This is a genomic window from Roseibium sp. (assembly GCF_048260565.1).
Lineage (GTDB): Bacteria > Pseudomonadota > Alphaproteobacteria > Rhizobiales > Stappiaceae > Roseibium.
Genome location: NZ_JBLXGP010000009.1, coordinates 22,568 through 38,322 on the forward strand (window position 1 = coordinate 22,568; position 15,755 = coordinate 38,322).

Below are 15,755 nucleotides of genomic sequence, written 5' to 3' on the forward strand. Positions count from 1 at the left end.
TCGCTAAAACCGACAAGGATGGCCTGTCCTATTCGGCGGCCACACTCTTTTCCGCGTCACGGAGAGCCAGAACCCGATCGGCGCGGGCGATCTCCATCGGTTTGTGGGCGATCATCAGTACGCCGGCATCTCCGCGGAATTCCTCGCAGCGGTCCAGAACGTCCCTGGCGGTCTTTTCATCCAGGCCTTCCGTCATTTCATCGAGGATGAAGAGCACCGGCCGGGTGAGATAGGCCCGGGCCAGACCGAGACGCCGCTGTTCGCCGCCCGACAATCCCAGACCGCCCTCGCCCAGGACCGTTTCCAGGCCGCTGTCACTACTGCGAATGCGCGTGCCCAGCGCCGCCATCTCCAGCGCGGCCCACAATTCGTCTTCGGTTGCCGAAGGCTTGGCAATCCTCAGATTGGCTGCGACCGTATCGTTGAAAAGGTACGGCTTTTGTCCCAGGACCGTGACCGTGCCGCGCAAGTCTTCTTCGGCGATCGTCTGCAGGTCCTGCCCGCAGAGCTTCACCGAACCGCCCTGCGGCGTGAGCAGCCGGGAGGCAATGGCGGAGACCGTCGACTTGCCGCAACCGCTGCGTCCGGTCAGCGCCAGAATCTCGCCCCTGGCAATATCGAAAGAGAAATCCGACAGGACGGCGCTTTCCGCGCCCCGATAGGCAAACGTGACAGAGGTGAAGGATAGGACGGGATCGGACGGGGACTTCCCTTCGATCAAATCCGTCTGGTACCCGGCAGCATCGGAACTCTCGTGCGCGCCGTCGGCGGCACGTTTTGCGGCAAGGTTCGTCCTTTGCAGATTGGCGAGCCCCGGCACCAACCCTCCGAGCACTTCGGGAAGTGCGATCGCAACCAGGATCAGCGTCACGCCCCAGACCGGCTCCAGCTCTCCGCGCAACATGAAAATGCTGGCCAGAATCAACGTCACAACAACGGAAGTCTGTGCGGCAAAGCCTTGAAGCGACAGGATTCGGGCCGTCCGCGCCTCCATCTCCTCGATGGACGTCGCCAACCTGTCTTCCGCATGCAGAATGGCGTTCGCGCTTTGCTCAAGACCGCCGTAGACGGCCAGGTCCCGGCGCCCGGCCACCAGATCGACGCTTCTGAGGCGCATGGCCTCGTGCGCGGCTTCCTGCCGGCGGGCGGCGGCCGCCTGCCGGTTTTTCAGAAGATAACCGAAGAAAGCCAGATCCCAGAGCACCAACCCCGCAATGCCCAGACCCGCGACCGGAGCCGTTTTCGAGATCCAAAGGAGTGCCAGAAGGCCCGTCACGAGGCACAGCACCGCCGGAACGATCAGCCGGAGATAAACCGCATCGAGAGCCTGGATATCGGAGGTCAACCGGTTGAGGGCCGCGCCGCTTCGCGCCGGACGCGTGCCGTCGCCGAACCTGGCGGCCTGACCCTGGAAGATACGTTTTCTCAGATTGGTCAGGAAACGGAAGGTGGCGTCATGAGTGAGCACGCGCTCGCCATAACGGCCGGCGGTCCGGGCAATCGCAAGCGCCCGGATCAACGCGCTCGGAATGAAGATGTTCAATGCGAACAGGCCAAGCCCCGCAAGGGCTGCCGCGGTAATGAACCATCCCGAAACGCCCAGAAGCGCGATACCGGCAAGGGCTGGTATCAGAGCGACCGCAATTCCCAACAGGAACGCAGTCGGCGAATGGCGCCACTGCCACTGGACGATCCGGCGGAGCGGGCTCATGCGCTCGCCTCCGTCAGATGCGCGGCGTCCAGCTCGATCCGCTGACCGGGCAGGGCCATAAGTTTCGGATCGTGGGTCGCAAGAATGAGCGTTCTGCCGGCCGCCATCTTTTTCAGGCCGGCAATAACGTCCCTGGCCGTTTGGTCGTCGAGGCCGGCGGTCGGCTCATCGGCCAGGATCAGCCCGGCCGTCTTCCGAAGGGCCGCCCGCGCCAGGGCGATCCGGCGTTTCTCGCCGACGGACAGGCCGAAGCCGTCTTCGCCGATGATCGTCTCCAGACCGCGCGGCAGGCTCTCCACCAGCGCGGCGGCGCCCGCCAGACGGACCGCCTGCATCATATCCTCGGCCGAGGCCTGCGGGTCCGCACGCAGGAGATTGGCGCGCAGCGAGCCGTGGAACAGACGAGGATGCTGGCCGATCCAGCAGACCTCCTGGCGCCACCGCCCAAGATCGAGCGTCAGAAGATCCTTGCCGTCGACAATGATCCTCCCGCCATCGGGACGATGCAGGCCGAGCAGGCAATCGAGCAGCGTCGTCTTGCCCGCACCGCTCGGCCCGGTGAGAATTGCTGTCTCGCCGGACGGTATTTCAAGGGAGAAATCGCGAATGATGCCCTTGCCGCCCAGCGTGACGGACACGTGGTCGAGCCTGATTTCGGGTGCATGGGTTTGCCGGGAGGCCGGCGCGGTTGCCTCTTCTTCCGCCCTGCCCGATCCTTCAGTCGATCCCGACTGCGGACCTTGAGCGACGATCCCGGAGTAGAGGTCCTGAAGCTTTTCCTTGGCGGCCAGGCCTGCGGCGCGGTCGTGATAGGCAGCCGCATAGGCGCGAAGCGGCGCGAAGAACTCCGGCGCCAGCAGCAGAACGAAGAAACCTCCGCCGAAGGTCAACGGCGCGCCCCAGGTACCTGTGGTCACGCTGCCCAGCAGCGAAAATCCGACATAGACGGCGACGAAGGCGATCCCCAGCGCACTGAAAAGCTCCAGCACCGTGGAGGACAGGAAGGCGATTTTCAGGACCCGCATCGTGCCGGTCCGGAAAGCTTCGCCGACACGATCTATCTGCGCTTCGGTCTGGCCGAGAGCGCCGAACAGCCGAAGAGTTTCAAGGCCCCGCACCCGGTCGAGCAAAAATCCGCTCATGCGGGTCAGCTCTTCCTGCTGGCCCTGGCTCGCCGCTTTCGCCTTGATCCCGATCAGCGCCATGAACAGCGGAATGACTGGTCCGGCGATCATCAGGATCACCGCGGCCAACCAGCTCACATAAAGGGTTGCGGCAAGGATACCGAGCGGGACAACCTTCAACCGGAATTGCTGCGGATGAAAGTTGCCGAGATAGGGACCAAGCGCATCCACCTGCTCGCCCAGAGTGGCCGCCACATGGCCGCTGGACGGCAAGGCCGCCGCCGGAGATGTGTTCGCGATAGCGCCCAGAAGCGTCGTCCGGACCCTCGTCTTGACAGCCCGGGCCGCCGATCGCGCGGACGCCGCGGCTTTCAATCCAAGCAACTGGCGCACACCGGCCAGAGCGATGAAGCCGGCGGCGGCGGAAGCAAGAACAGTCACGATTCCGGCTTGCGGTCTTCCAGCAATAAATTCGGAAATGACCAGGCTCAGCAATGCGGCCTGTCCGATCCACAACAGATCGGATATCGAAAGCAACCATCCGGCCCTGCGGAGCAGACGCTTTTCCGCAGGAACCAGATCCGCGACCGGTCCTCCCTGCTCCCCGTTTTCGGCAGCATCTTTTGCTGCGGACACAGTCATGCCTGCCCCTTGCCCCGAACAGATCTTTTGTTTTTCAAGGGTGGCGCTTCTTCAACCCAATGGGCGCCAAAGGGGGCCAGTCTCCGCGTCAATCGTCCGTCCCTTGTTTTCATTGCCGGCTCAAGCCCCTGAAGCCGGATAAAGGACCAGCTTCCACACCCTCCACTGGCCTTTCAGCATATTTATACGGCAATTGGAAGGTTTGCCTGTCCCCATATCATGGGCCCGCAGGCCGTTTCCGACGAAACCGGGCTTTTCACATATGGCGCAAGCCGAGCTCACCGCATCGGCAGAAGCATCATAAGTTTCTGATATTCATTACTTTTCCAGAAACCTTTTCAGACACACCCGATGTCAGACACCCCAATTGGTTCCCATCCCGTGCAATTGCTGCGACCTGACGTCCTATACGTATTTTCTTCCCCACTCCCCCCATTTTTGAGGGGTGAAAACCGAAGTAGCGTGTGTTGTTATGCATACGTTCTCACAAGGTCAACTTCACGGCCTTTTCGAGACTCTGGATCAACTTCGCGGCTGCTTTTTACTACGGTCGGAAGTCGATTTTACCTTGGGGATTTGCGTACTTCGCCTGGGTATCAAAACACCTCGCAAAGCCGGCTCCCCCGCCGGCTTTTTTTTGCGCGCCTGAAAAGCTCAACGAGACAAAAAAGAGCGGCAGAAACCTGCCGCTCTTAAGGTAGAGGCCGGGAGGATTGGCCTCAAATATTATTGCGTCCGATTACTTCATCGTCGGAATGACGAACTCCGCCCCGTCCTTGAGGCCCGACGGCCAGCGCGATGTGACGGTCTTCGTCCGGGTGTAGAAGCGGAAGGCGTCCGGGCCGTGCTGGTTCAGATCGCCGAAGCCTGAACGCTTCCAGCCGCCGAATGTGTAGTAGGCCAGCGGCACCGGGATCGGCACGTTGATGCCGACCATGCCGATGTTGACGCGGGATGCGAAATCGCGGGCCGTGTCGCCGTCACGGGTGAAGATCGCGGTACCGTTACCGTATTCGTGGCTCATGGCCAGATCGAGCGCTTCCTCATAGTCGCCCGCACGAACCACGGACAGGACCGGGCCGAAGATCTCGGTCTTGTAGATCTCCATGTCCTTGGTGACCTTGTCGAACAGGCAGCCGCCCATGAAGTTGCCGTTTTCATAGCCCTGCATGGTGAAGTTACGGCCATCGACGACGAGATCGGCACCTTCCTTGACGCCCTGGTCGACAAGGCCCTTCACGCGGGCAAGGGCTTCCTTCGTCACCAGCGGACCGAAGTCCACATCGTCGCCGGCGGTGTACGGCCCGATCTTCAGGGCCTCGACCCGCGGAGCAAGCTTTGCCATCAGCGCGTTTGCGGTCGTCTCGCCGACCGGAACGGCCACGGAGATCGCCATGCAGCGCTCACCGGCCGCACCGTACCCGGCTCCGATCAGCGCGTCGGCGGCCTGATCCATGTCGGCGTCCGGCATGATGATCATGTGGTTCTTGGCGCCGCCAAAGCACTGCACGCGTTTTCCGTTGGCGCAGCCGCGCGAGTAAACATATTCGGCGATTGCGGTGGAGCCGACGAAGCCGACGGCCTGGATTTCCGGATCGTCGAGGATCGCGTCGACGGATTCCTTATCGCCGTTGACGACGTTGAGAATGCCCGCCGGCAGGCCTGCCTCGAGCATCAGTTCGGCCAGCATGATCGGCACGGACGGATCGCGCTCGGACGGCTTCAGGATGAAGGCGTTACCGGCTGCGATCGCCGGGCAGAACTTCCACATGGGGATCATGGCCGGGAAGTTGAACGGGGTGATGCCGGCAACGACGCCCAGCGGCTGGCGCAGGGAATAGATGTCGATGCCCGGGCCGGCGCCTTCGGTGAACTCGCCTTTCAGCAGATGCGGCGCGCCGATGCAGAACTCGGCCACTTCCAGGCCGCGGATCACGTCGCCCTTGGCGTCTGGCAGGGTCTTGCCGTGTTCGCGCGACAGCGCCTCGGCCAGCTTGTCCATGTCGCGATGCAAAAGATCGACGAACTTCATCAGCACGCGGGCGCGGCGCTGGGGATTGGTCGCGGCCCACGCCGGCTGCGCGGCGGCCGCATTGGCGACGGCTGCGTCCATTTCGGCCTTGGACGCCAGCGCGACCTTTGCCTGAACTTCGCCGGTTGCCGGATTATAGACGTCTGCAAAGCGGCCGGAGGTGCCCTCTACGAGCTTGCCGCCGATGAAATGCCCAATGGTCTGCATAGCGTTTCTCCCTGATCAGGCGCGCCGTATTCCTGATTACGATTGCACGGACGCCAAATTGTCATGGCCTTTACTGCCTTTTATTTTTGTCGCAAACAAGCGTATGATTTCCGCACCCAATGTGCAAAAACTAAAGCAACGATCATTTTCAAAGACAGTCTGCCATGAACTGGGACGACATTCGCATCTTTCTTGCCGTGGCCCGCTCCGGCCAGATCCTGGCCGCGGCGCGCCGGCTCGGCGTCAATCATGCGACCGTCGCCCGTCGCCTGACCGCGCTTGAAGGCGATCTGCGGACCAAGCTCTTCGACCGGTCCACGTCCGGCTGCGTGCTGACGGAAAAGGGCCAGCAACTGCTGGTGAATGCCGAACGCATGGAAGCGGAGATGCTGGCCGCCCAGTCGCAGATCGCCGACACCAACGTCGCCATTTCCGGAACGGTCCGGATCGGCGCGCCGGACGGTTTCGGCGTCGCCTTTCTCGCCCCGAGGCTGGGCGAACTCAGCCGAACCTATCCGGATATCACGGTACAGCTGGTGCCGGTGCCGCGCTCGTTCTCCCTGTCGCGGCGGGAGGCCGATATCGCGATCACGGTCGACCGTCCGGAGCACGGCCGGCTGATCGCCAGGAAGCTCGTCGACTACTCGCTCGGTCTCTATGCATCGAAAACCTACCTGGCGGCCAACGGCACCCCTCAGACACCGGCCGACCTGACGTCCCACCAGCTGGTCGGCTATGTCGATGACCTGGTCTATTCGCCGTCCCTCAACTACGCGGCGGAAATCTTCCGGGAGTGGCCGGCGCGGTTCGAAATCGCCTCGGCCCTTGGACAGACGGCAGCGGTGCGGTCCGGCGCGGGCATCGGCATCCTGCACACCTTCATCGCCAAGGGAGACCCGGAGTTGGAACGGGTCCTGCCCGACAAGGTGATCAATCGGGCTTACTGGACCGTGTCGCACGAAAGCACGCGGCCGCTCAGGCATGTCAACGCGGTGCTGGAGTTCATCGGCGGGCTGGTCGCGCGGGAAAGGCAGATTTTCATCTAGAGGCTCTAAACGCCCGTCTGCGCGCGCGAATGTGATCCGATGGAACCGCCGATTTGTTGTAAGGTGAGGAAAACCGCGGCACAGGAGGAAATGCCATGCGTGTTTTCCAATCATTCTTCGCAATCGCCGGCCTGTTGATCGCAACCGGCGCGGCTGCGGCAGATCGTCTGCCGGAGCCCAGGCTCGGCGACAACGGACTGCACATCCAGGACTGGTTCCACGAGGGTTTTCTGGAACTGGAAGACGACCTCGCAACGGCAGCCGAGGAAGGCAAGGACCTTCTCATCATCGTCGAACAACCCGGATGCCCCTATTGCCGGGAGATGCACCAGGTCAACCTGCGCATCCCGCAGATCGTCGACGGCATCAAGGACAATTTCCTGGTCGTGCAGCTGGATATGCGCGGCTCCCGCGAAGTGACCGACATGGACGGAACCGCCATGGAGGAACGGGACCTGGTGCGCAAATGGGGCGTGACCTTTACCCCCACGCTGATCTTCATTCCCAAGGAAGCGGCCGACGGGTCCGGCAATGCCAAGGAACGGGCGGTCATGGTGATGCCCGGTTATTTCAAGCCGTTCCACTTCGACACCATGATGCATTTCATCGCTTCCGACGCCTACCAGAACGGCGGCGACTTTCAACGGTATCTGGACGACCGGGCTGCGAAGCTGAGAGCGGAAGGCAAGGATGTCGACATCTGGTGACCGTCTCCCGCAAGAAGACGAAAAAGCGCAATAGCCGCTCGATTATTGAACAATCCGTTCAATGGCGGCGGAGCTGCAGGTGACCTAGATCCGGCTAAAGATACTTGTTGGAGAAAAGACGATGAGCTGGATTAACGGACCTGACCCGATCCCCGGAGACCCGACCTCCTGCGACCCGATTGACACCATTATCGTGCCGCGCACCAGCGATCTCGGCGGGTTCGAAGTTCGTCGCGCCCTGCCCTCCGTCCGCCGCCGCATGGTGGGACCTTTCATCTTTTTCGACCAGATGGGGCCGGCCGAGTTGCTGGTCGGCGGCGGGATCGATGTCCGCCCGCATCCGCATATCGGACTGGCGACTCTGACCTATCTGTTCGACGGTGAAATCTATCACCGCGACAGCCTCGGCACCGAGCAGGCAATCACCCCCGGCGCGCTCAACTGGATGTCGGCCGGCAAGGGCATCGTGCATTCGGAACGGGAACGCCCGGAGCGCAAAACATCTTCCAGGCCATTGTTCGGGCTGCAGAGCTGGGTGGCTCTGCCGAAACATATGGAAGAGGGCGATCCGACTTTCGAGCACCTGCCGAGCGGCGCCCAGCCGGAATTCGCCGATGACGGAGCGTTCGTCAAATTGATTGCCGGCGATCTCTTCGGCCAAAAGGCACCTGCTAAAATCGCTTCGGAGATGTTTTATGCCGACGTCCGGCTGGCCCCCGGCGCCCGGATGCCGCTGGACGCGGCCCATGAAGAACGCGGCCTCTATACGATTTCGGGCCAGGTCACGATTGCCGGACAGGCCTTCGACCCGGGCCAGCTTCTGGTGTTCAAGGCGGGCGACCGGCTGGCGATCGAAAATGCCGGACCGGAACCGGCCCGCTTCGTCCTCCTGGGCGGCGAACCCATGGGCGAGAAACGCTACATCTGGTGGAACTTCGTGTCCTCGTCGAAGGAGCGGATCGAGCAAGCCAAGGAAGACTGGCGCCAGGGCCGTTTCGATACGGTCCCGGGGGACGAGCAGGAGTTCATTCCGTTGCCGGAATAGGGCCCCGCCGCTTTCGCGGCTGCGGTTCGAATTCCTTCGCCGGCCGGATCAGATCCGGCTTGCCGAAGTCGATGATGATATTGAGCCTTTGGCGGGCGGCCGGATCGCCCGTCAGGTCCGGGTCTTCCGGTGCGACCGAAAGCCGGACGCCCCTGTCCGTCATTTCCAGCGGCCTGAAATGGGCAATGGCGTCCAGAACCTTGTCCGGGACAGCCCAGGCATAACGGTCGGACAAGGCGCCAATCACAAGCCGGACCGCGTCCTGACCGATATCCATCTGCTTCGGATCCTCGACATTGAGTTTCAGCCGCAGATAGTCGACCGTCTCGGCGTCCGGCCCGCGCATCAGGAAAAACAGCGTGGCCGGCCCGTAGTCGACGCTCGGCGTCGTCAGCGCCACCAGGTCGGAGTTGCATTGCCACCGGTCACCGGAAAAAGCGGCCCGTCGCCAGCCGTTGTTTTCAAGTCCGAGAGCCGCCAATTCCTGGCACAGGTCCCCTGGCTTTCCGGTGAATGTCAATTTCAGGGTCGCCGGCACACGAGCTTCCGGCGCGAGAAGTTCCTGTTTCACCTTCTCCGGATAACCGGCGAGCGGATCCGGCAAGGTCACCGTCTTCTCGATCGGCGGCGGCGGAGCCGTATCCTTGCGTCCGAGCGCGAACAGCGTTGCGGCAGCCGCTATAAAAATCAGCAGCGGCAGAATGTAAAAAAATACCTTCCGGCGATCGGGCAGCCCAAACTGCGAGGCCTGTGCCCCTCCGCCATGCCTTGACCCAGGTCGAAGATCGCTCTTCGAACGGGTGGCAATCTGCTCGCCATCGCCCCAACGCAGCCGCTGGCGCTCGGCGCGAAAATGCGGGGAATAGGCCCGCCCGGCCGTTCGATCCGGATCGTCGCGCAACCGACTTCGTACCGTCAGCCGGTCCTGCAGAAATTTCAAAATGCCGCGTTTCATTTGCGCGCTGTCTCGATGCCCCGCTCCGTCATACCCTGTCTTGATCTCGAGAAACATCCCCCCGGCGGGCGCAACCGAACACTTCTCCGCATATTGAGGCAACGCCACTTGCACGGCCCGTGCGCTCCCGCTTACATGAAACCATCCCCGATCATGAACCGTGGAACAGCCAATTGCCCTTTCCCGCCGATACGCCCGCACTCCGCCGAGACATCATCGAGACGGCCCGCGCCCTGCCGCTCAAGGGTCTGACCAAGGGAACATCCGGAAACGTCAGCGCACGCGCCGCGAATGGGTTCTTGGTGACCCCGTCCGGCATTCCCTATGCCGACCTGAACGAAGACCTGATCGTGGCGATGGATCTTGAAGGGACCTATCGCGGCGATACCCTGCCGTCTTCGGAATGGCGGATGCACATGGATATCTACAAGGCGAAACCGGAGGCGGGAGCGGTCGTCCATTGCCATTCGCCGCGCGCAACGGCGCTCGCCTGCCTCAACCGAGGCATCCCGGCCTTCCACTACATGGTGGCGCTGGCCGGCGGCGACCGGATCGACTGCGCGCCCTATGCGACCTTCGGCACGGCCGCCCTTTCCGACGTGATGATCGCGGCCCTTGGAGACCGCAACGCCTGCCTGCTCGCCAACCACGGCCAGATCGCCTGCGGCCCGACCCTGAAGAAGGCGCTCGGTGTGGCGGACGGCGTGGAGGAACTGGCCGACCAGTATCTGTCGGCTCTGTCCGTCGGCGAACCGGACATTCTCGGCGACGCGGAAATGGCGGAAATCCTGCGGAAGTTCAAGAATTACGGCAAGCAGCCGGACGAGATGGATACCGCCCATGGCGCTGCCTTCGACATGCCTGTGAGACGAGACTGACCATGCGGCTCGGGATCGACTGGGGCGGCACCAAGATGGAGATCATCGCGCTCGCGGAGACGGGCACGGAGATCTACCGCAAGCGCGTGGCGACCCCGCGCGACGACTATCCTGGCTGTATCGAGACCGTCGCAGACCTGATTTCTGCAGCCGAAGCGGAAACCGGACAGACCGGCACCATTGGTCTCGGTATTCCCGGCTCGATCTCTCCGGGCACGGGCCTGGTCAAGAATGCGAATTCCACCTGGATGAACGGCATGCCGCTCGACAAGGATCTGGAAGAGCGGCTCGGACGTCCGGTGCGCATCGAGAACGACGCCAATTGCCTTGCGGTCTCCGAAGCGACGGACGGCGCGGGCGCGGGTGCCCATCTGGTGCATGCCATCATCATCGGCACCGGCAGCGGCTCCGGGATCGCCATCGACGGCAAGGCCCATCGGGGCGCCAACGGCATTGCCGGGGAATGGGGCGCAATTCCGGTACCCTGGATGACGGACGACGAATTCCCCGGCCCGGAAAACTGGACCGGCCACAGGGGGGCTATCGACCGCTGGTGTTCCGGCACCGGCTTCCAGCTCGATTACCAGGTGCGCACGGGCGAACTGCTGAAGGGCGATGAGATCATGACCCGCAAGCGTGCCGGCGAGCCGCAGGCCATTGCCGCCTATGAAGCCTATGTCCACCGGCTCGCGCGTGCGCTGGCCATGGCGGCCAATCTCCTCGACCCGGACGTCTTCGTGCTCGGCGGCGGCATGTCCAACATCGACGAGCTTTACGACGACCTTCCTGCGGCAATGGCGCCGTACATATTTTCCGATGTGTATGAGGTGCCGATCCGAAAGGCGCGCCATGGGGACAGCTCAGGCGTCCGCGGCGCCGCCTGGCTTTGGAACACGTAACGCCCATCACTTTCACGGGACCGGATGCCGCAGTCGGGCCATTTGCGCGGCGTTCGCCTTGACTTCGCCTTGAAGCTGAGGCGTGTTCTTTCCCAAACAAGCGTACGTGCTCAGAACTCCACGAGGAAGACATGATCAGGCCCATGATTGCCGCCCTATTTTCCGCCCTGCTCCTGATACCGGCCATAGCGGGCGAAGTTCAGATCAAGGACATCGTCAAAGGAACCGGCGAGGAAGCCGACGTCGGCAAGACGGTCACGGTTCACTACACCGGCTGGCTGATGGACGGCACCAAGTTCGACAGCAGCCTCGACCGCAATCAGCCGTTTTCCTTCACCCTCGGCGAGCGCCGGGTCATACCGGGTTGGGAACAGGGCGTGGTCGGCATGAAGGTCGGCGGCAAGCGCGAATTGATCATTCCGCCGGAACTGGCTTATGGCGCGAACGGAGCCGGAGGCGTCATTCCGCCCAATGCCACGTTGAAGTTCGAAGTGGAACTGCTTGCGGTCAAGGGCAAGAAATTCTCCGATCTTTCCAATGACGACCTGAAGCAGAAGATCGCGGCCGGCGTTCCGGTGATCGACATCCGCCGTCCGGACGAGTGGAAACAGACCGGTGTCGTGCCGGGCAGCCACCTGATCACCTTTTTCGACGAAAAAGGCAATGTGAACCCGACCTTCGGCACAGAGCTGCAGAAGGTCATCTCGGGCCCGGGCGACGAGGTCGTCTTCATCTGTCGGACCGGCAGCCGCAGCTCCGCCCTTTCGGAATACCTCGCCGGCAAGGCGGGCTTCACCAATGTGGACAATGTCGAGAAAGGCATCTCCGGCTGGATCGCGGCCGGCAACGAAGTGACGCAAGCCTCTTTGCCGGAAAGCTGCTGGCTCTGCTGAAGGCAGGCTTCATGCAAGCATGTCCCGCACCAGCGGGATGACCCTGGTGCCGTAAAGTTCGATGCTGTTCATCAGCATGTCGTGCGGCATGGCTCCCGTGGCATATTTCATGTCGAAACGGGACAGGCCCAATGTTTTCGCGGTCTTGGCGATCCGACGCGCAACCGTTTCCGGAGAGCCCGCATAGATAGACCCATGCCGGGCTTCCGACACGAAGGCATCCTTGACCATCGGCGACCAGCCCCGTTCCCGGCCGAGCCGGTCATGGAAGGCCTTGTAATGGGGCCACAGCTCCTCAAGGGCTTGTTCATCCGTCTCTGCGACATGCCCCGGCGAATGCACGCCAATAGGCTTGACGGCGTGCTCCATCTGATCGCAGGCACGGTGGTAGAGGTCAACCAAAGGCTTGAACCGGGCTGGATCGCCGCCGATAATCGCCAGCATCAGCTGAAAATCATAAGCGACCGCGCGCACCACCGACTGCGGCGTGCCGCCAACCCCGACCCAGACCACAAGGCTTCCGTCTTCCACCCGCGGAAACACCCGCTGTTTTTTCAGGGGCGGACGCAACTCCCCTTCCCAGGTGACCACTTCGTCGGCGACCAATGCTGACAGAAGATCGAGCTTCTGCTCGAACAGTTCCTCGTAGAGATTGAGGTCGTAGCCGAACAACGGGAAGCTTTCGGTGAAGGAGCCCCGGCCGACGGTAATTTCGGCCCGGCCGTTCGACAAGGCGTTCAGGGTCGAAAACCGCTGGAACACCCGGATCGGATCGTCGGAGGAAAGCACCGTGACGGACGTCCCCAGCCGCAAGCGCTTCGTCAGGGCGGCGATATGGCTGAGCAGGATTTCCGGCGCGGAGATGGCGAAGTCGGCGCGGTGATGTTCTCCGAGCCCCAGGAAATCAACTCCGGTTTCGTCGGCCAGCACCCCCTGTTTGACCAGATTGCGCAGTACCTCTGCCTCATGCAGCGACCGGCCGTCCGGCCCTTGCGTGATATCGCCGAAGGTATCGAGGCCGAGTTCGAGGGGTTTGGTCATGAAAGGTTCCATTTCTTGTTGCCGTGGCCGGATTTTCTCCGGCTGTTCCTTACGCCCTAGTTAGGACACTCATGTCACCCTTGAAAGCATTGGGCGATCAGCCGAAAGAAACAGTGTGTTCGATCCGCAGAGATACATCCTGTCCGGATTCAAAATCCCATTGCCTCCCCTGCCCTCTTCCGCTATTCAAAATGCCATGAACATGATCATGGCACAGACTTGGTGGTGGCGGGACGCATAAAGGCGGCCAGCGCACTCTCATGTCTTGACGTGATCGAAGTAGACCAAAGGCCGCCGCGGGACACCGCAGGCGGCCTTTGGTCTTTCTGGCGGTATTTTCAAGGCGACCCAGCGGGCGAAACGCCCGATGCGTAAAGGGAACAGATTTCATGCCGGCACTGGCGGAACAGACTTTTGAGACAGACGGCGGGATCACGATCACCCGCTCTTCCCGGCCTTCCGATTACGAGGCCGGGACTTCCCAGTGGATCGACCGGCTCGATGCCGAGCGTGGTGCCGTCCTGTCCTCATCCTACGAATATCCGGGCCGCTACACCCGCTGGGACATGGCCCTGGTCAACCCGCCGCTGGTCATGGAAGCCGCCGACCGCTCGGTGGAGATCCGGGCGCTCAATGATCGCGGCCGGGTCCTGATCCCGGCGATTGCCAAAGCGCTTGAGAGCCATCCGGACGTGGCCAGTTTTTCCGCCGACGGGTCCCGTATCGACCTGACCGTCAAAAAGCCCGACCGGGTGTTCCAGGAAGAAGAGCGGTCCCGCCAGCCCTCGACGTTTTCCATCGTCCGGGCGCTGAAGGATCTGTTTGCCTGCGGCGACGACCAGCTCGGCCTCTACGGCGCCTTCGGCTATGACATCGCCTTCCAGTTCGAACCGATCGACCTGAAGCTGAAACGGCCCGACGACCAGCGCGACGTGGTGCTCTTTCTGCCCGACGAGATTCTGATCGTCGACCACCACGGCAAGCGGGCCCATGTTCTGGAGTATGAGTTCGAGGTCGACGGCAAGTCGACCGCCGGCCTGCCGCGCGACGGAGAGAAGAGCCAGTATACGCCGGCGAACGAAGACCCGGGCCGGGGCGACCACGAGCCCGGCGAATACGCAAAGCTGGTGGAGAAGGCCAAGGATTATTTCCGCCGCGGCGACCTGTTCGAAACCGTGCCGGGACAGACCTTCTACGAGCCCTGCCCCAATCCGCCGTCCGCCGTCTCCCGCCGCCTCCAGCAGATCAACCCCTCCCCCTATTCCTTCTTCTTCAATCTCGGAAACCGCGAATATCTGGTCGGTGCCTCGCCGGAAATGTATGTGCGTGTCACCGGCGGACGGCGGGTGGAGACCTGCCCGATCTCCGGCACCATCCGGCGCGGCAAGAACGCCATCGAGGACGAGGCGCAGATCCGCAAGCTCCTGAACTCGGCCAAGGACGAGGCGGAACTGACCATGTGCTCCGACGTGGACCGCAACGACAAGAGCCGGGTCTGCGTGCCGGGCTCCGTGCGCGTCATCGGCCGGCGCCAGATCGAGCTGTATTCCCGCCTGATCCACACCGTCGACCATATCGAAGGCACCCTGCGCGAGGACATGGACGCTTTGGACGCCTTCCTGTCCCACACCTGGGCGGTGACGGTGACCGGCGCACCGAAACGCTGGGCGATGGAATTCATCGAGGAGAACGAGAAATCCCCTCGCGCCTGGTACGGCGGCGCCATCGGCGCGGTGCTCTTCAACGGCGACATGAACACCGGCCTGACGCTCAGGACGGTACGGATCAAGGAGGGCGTCGCCCAGATCCGCGCCGGCGCGACCCTGCTTTACGACAGCGTGCCGGAAGACGAGGAAGCCGAAACGGAACTCAAGGCGGAAGCCATGCGGGCCGCCGTGCGCGAAGCCGGGCTGGCGTTGCAGGCGGAAGACAAGGCTCACAAGGCCAAGCCGGGTCAGGGCCTGAAGATCCTGCTGGTCGACCACGAGGACAGCTTCGTCCATACGCTTGCCAACTACTTCCGCCAGACCGGAGCGGAGGTCGTGACCTATCGCTCGCCGGTCGCCGATCACGTGTTCTATGATGTCAATCCGGATCTGGTTGTGCTGTCACCCGGACCAGGCAATCCGAAAGACTTCGACTGTGCCGCCACTATCGGTCGGGCGCGATCCCGGGGCCTGCCGATCTTCGGCGTCTGTCTGGGACTGCAGGCGCTGGCGGAAAGCTTCGGCGCGGAACTCGGCCAGCTCGACATACCGATGCACGGCAAGCCGTCACCGATCACGACATCGGGCAATTCGCTGCTCTTTGACGGTCTGCAGGCGCCGGTGATCGTCGGCCGTTACCACTCGCTCTATGCCAAACGAGAGACCCTGCCGCAGGACGTGCGCGTCACCGCGGAAACAGACGATGGCGTGGTCATGGCGATAGAACATGAAAACGAACCGATCGCCGCCGTGCAGTTCCATCCGGAATCGATCATGTCGCTCGACCAGGACGCCGGCCACAGGATTATCGAAAATGTGGTGGCAAAGCTGGTGAAGGCGAAGGTGGCAGAGACAGTGTGACAGTCAGG

The 15,755-nt window shown here is 62.4% G+C and carries 12 protein-coding genes; 7 read left to right on the plus strand and 5 right to left on the minus strand.

The annotated features are described in order from the left end of the window. Window positions 1-28 precede the first annotated feature (28 nt). The 3 genes from cydC to ACN0SO_RS17935 all read right to left on the minus strand — a co-directional run bounded on the left by cydC (window position 29) and on the right by ACN0SO_RS17935 (window position 5,716). Window positions 29-1,711, minus strand: a complete 1,683-nt coding sequence (gene cydC / locus ACN0SO_RS17925; protein WP_417680089.1) for a thiol reductant ABC exporter subunit CydC — start codon at window positions 1,709-1,711, stop codon at window positions 29-31. After that, the gene (gene cydD / locus ACN0SO_RS17930) at window positions 1,708-3,477 is read right to left on the minus strand and encodes a thiol reductant ABC exporter subunit CydD (RefSeq protein WP_417680090.1); all 1,770 of its coding nucleotides are present in this window, start codon (window positions 3,475-3,477) and stop codon (window positions 1,708-1,710) included. Before cydD ends, cydC begins: the two co-directional genes overlap by 4 nt. A 739-nt stretch (window positions 3,478-4,216) precedes the next feature. Further along, window positions 4,217-5,716, minus strand: a complete 1,500-nt coding sequence (locus ACN0SO_RS17935) for a CoA-acylating methylmalonate-semialdehyde dehydrogenase (RefSeq protein WP_417680091.1) — start codon at window positions 5,714-5,716, stop codon at window positions 4,217-4,219. Window positions 5,717-5,880: 164 nt separating this feature from the next. Here ACN0SO_RS17935 and ACN0SO_RS17940 point away from each other — a divergent pair, with 164 nt between their 5' ends. The 3 genes from ACN0SO_RS17940 (at window position 5,881) to ACN0SO_RS17950 (ending at window position 8,514) form a co-directional block, all read left to right on the plus strand. Then, window positions 5,881-6,762 (plus strand): LysR family transcriptional regulator, encoded by an 882-nt coding sequence (locus ACN0SO_RS17940; RefSeq protein ID WP_417680092.1) that lies wholly within the window; start codon window positions 5,881-5,883, stop codon window positions 6,760-6,762. A 95-nt stretch (window positions 6,763-6,857) separates the two neighbouring features. Then, the gene (locus tag ACN0SO_RS17945) at window positions 6,858-7,469 is read left to right on the plus strand and encodes a thioredoxin family protein (protein WP_417680093.1); all 612 of its coding nucleotides are present in this window, start codon (window positions 6,858-6,860) and stop codon (window positions 7,467-7,469) included. Between the two features lie 121 nt (window positions 7,470-7,590). Further along, window positions 7,591-8,514, plus strand: coding sequence for a pirin family protein (locus tag ACN0SO_RS17950; RefSeq protein ID WP_417680094.1), 924 nt, complete (start codon window positions 7,591-7,593; stop codon window positions 8,512-8,514). Here the strand turns inward: ACN0SO_RS17950 and ACN0SO_RS17955 are convergent. Further along, on the minus strand, window positions 8,495-9,469 hold the full coding sequence (locus ACN0SO_RS17955) for a DUF6030 family protein (protein ID WP_417680095.1): 975 nt from the start codon (window positions 9,467-9,469) through the stop codon (window positions 8,495-8,497). The two genes, ACN0SO_RS17950 and ACN0SO_RS17955, sit on opposite strands and share 20 nt — an antisense overlap. 173 nt (window positions 9,470-9,642) lie before the next feature. Between ACN0SO_RS17955 and ACN0SO_RS17960 the strand changes: the two genes are divergently transcribed. From ACN0SO_RS17960 to ACN0SO_RS17970, 3 genes are all read left to right on the plus strand, one after another. Further along, window positions 9,643-10,347, plus strand: a complete 705-nt coding sequence (locus ACN0SO_RS17960) for a class II aldolase/adducin family protein (RefSeq protein WP_417680096.1) — start codon at window positions 9,643-9,645, stop codon at window positions 10,345-10,347. A gap of 2 nt (window positions 10,348-10,349) precedes the next feature. Beyond that, on the plus strand, window positions 10,350-11,246 hold the full coding sequence (locus ACN0SO_RS17965) for an ROK family protein (RefSeq protein ID WP_417680097.1): 897 nt from the start codon (window positions 10,350-10,352) through the stop codon (window positions 11,244-11,246). A 131-nt stretch (window positions 11,247-11,377) separates the two neighbouring features. Then, window positions 11,378-12,139: an FKBP-type peptidyl-prolyl cis-trans isomerase gene (locus ACN0SO_RS17970; protein ID WP_417680098.1), complete on the plus strand. Its 762-nt coding sequence runs from the start codon at window positions 11,378-11,380 to the stop codon at window positions 12,137-12,139. Window positions 12,140-12,148: 9 nt separating this feature from the next. On the opposite strand, the gene ACN0SO_RS17975 is transcribed toward ACN0SO_RS17970, so the two are convergent. Then, window positions 12,149-13,180 carry an LLM class flavin-dependent oxidoreductase gene (locus ACN0SO_RS17975; RefSeq protein ID WP_417680099.1) on the minus strand — a complete coding sequence of 344 codons (1,032 nt, stop codon included), beginning with the start codon at window positions 13,178-13,180 and terminating at the stop codon, window positions 12,149-12,151. A gap of 389 nt (window positions 13,181-13,569) precedes the next feature. Between ACN0SO_RS17975 and ACN0SO_RS17980 the strand changes: the two genes are divergently transcribed. Then, entirely contained in the window at window positions 13,570-15,747 is a 2,178-nt protein-coding gene (locus ACN0SO_RS17980) for an anthranilate synthase component I (protein ID WP_417680100.1), read from the plus strand. Window positions 15,748-15,755: the final 8 nt, after the last annotated feature.

What these genes read in the sequence shown, in the direction of transcription:
- cydC (WP_417680089.1), bottom strand. Translation starts at nt 1,711, where the DNA reads ATGAGCCCGCTCCGCCGGATCGTCCAGTGGCAGTGGCGCCATTCGCCG.
- ACN0SO_RS17965 (WP_417680097.1), top strand. Translation starts at nt 10,350, where the DNA reads ATGCGGCTCGGGATCGACTGGGGCGGCACCAAGATGGAGATCATCGCG.
- ACN0SO_RS17970 (WP_417680098.1), top strand. Translation starts at nt 11,378, where the DNA reads ATGATCAGGCCCATGATTGCCGCCCTATTTTCCGCCCTGCTCCTGATA.
- ACN0SO_RS17955 (WP_417680095.1), bottom strand. Translation starts at nt 9,469, where the DNA reads ATGAAACGCGGCATTTTGAAATTTCTGCAGGACCGGCTGACGGTACGA.
- cydD (WP_417680090.1), bottom strand. Translation starts at nt 3,477, where the DNA reads ATGACTGTGTCCGCAGCAAAAGATGCTGCCGAAAACGGGGAGCAGGGA.
- ACN0SO_RS17945 (WP_417680093.1), top strand. Translation starts at nt 6,858, where the DNA reads ATGCGTGTTTTCCAATCATTCTTCGCAATCGCCGGCCTGTTGATCGCA.
- ACN0SO_RS17975 (WP_417680099.1), bottom strand. Translation starts at nt 13,180, where the DNA reads ATGACCAAACCCCTCGAACTCGGCCTCGATACCTTCGGCGATATCACG.
- ACN0SO_RS17940 (WP_417680092.1), top strand. Translation starts at nt 5,881, where the DNA reads ATGAACTGGGACGACATTCGCATCTTTCTTGCCGTGGCCCGCTCCGGC.
- ACN0SO_RS17950 (WP_417680094.1), top strand. Translation starts at nt 7,591, where the DNA reads ATGAGCTGGATTAACGGACCTGACCCGATCCCCGGAGACCCGACCTCC.
- ACN0SO_RS17980 (WP_417680100.1), top strand. Translation starts at nt 13,570, where the DNA reads ATGCCGGCACTGGCGGAACAGACTTTTGAGACAGACGGCGGGATCACG.
- ACN0SO_RS17935 (WP_417680091.1), bottom strand. Translation starts at nt 5,716, where the DNA reads ATGCAGACCATTGGGCATTTCATCGGCGGCAAGCTCGTAGAGGGCACC.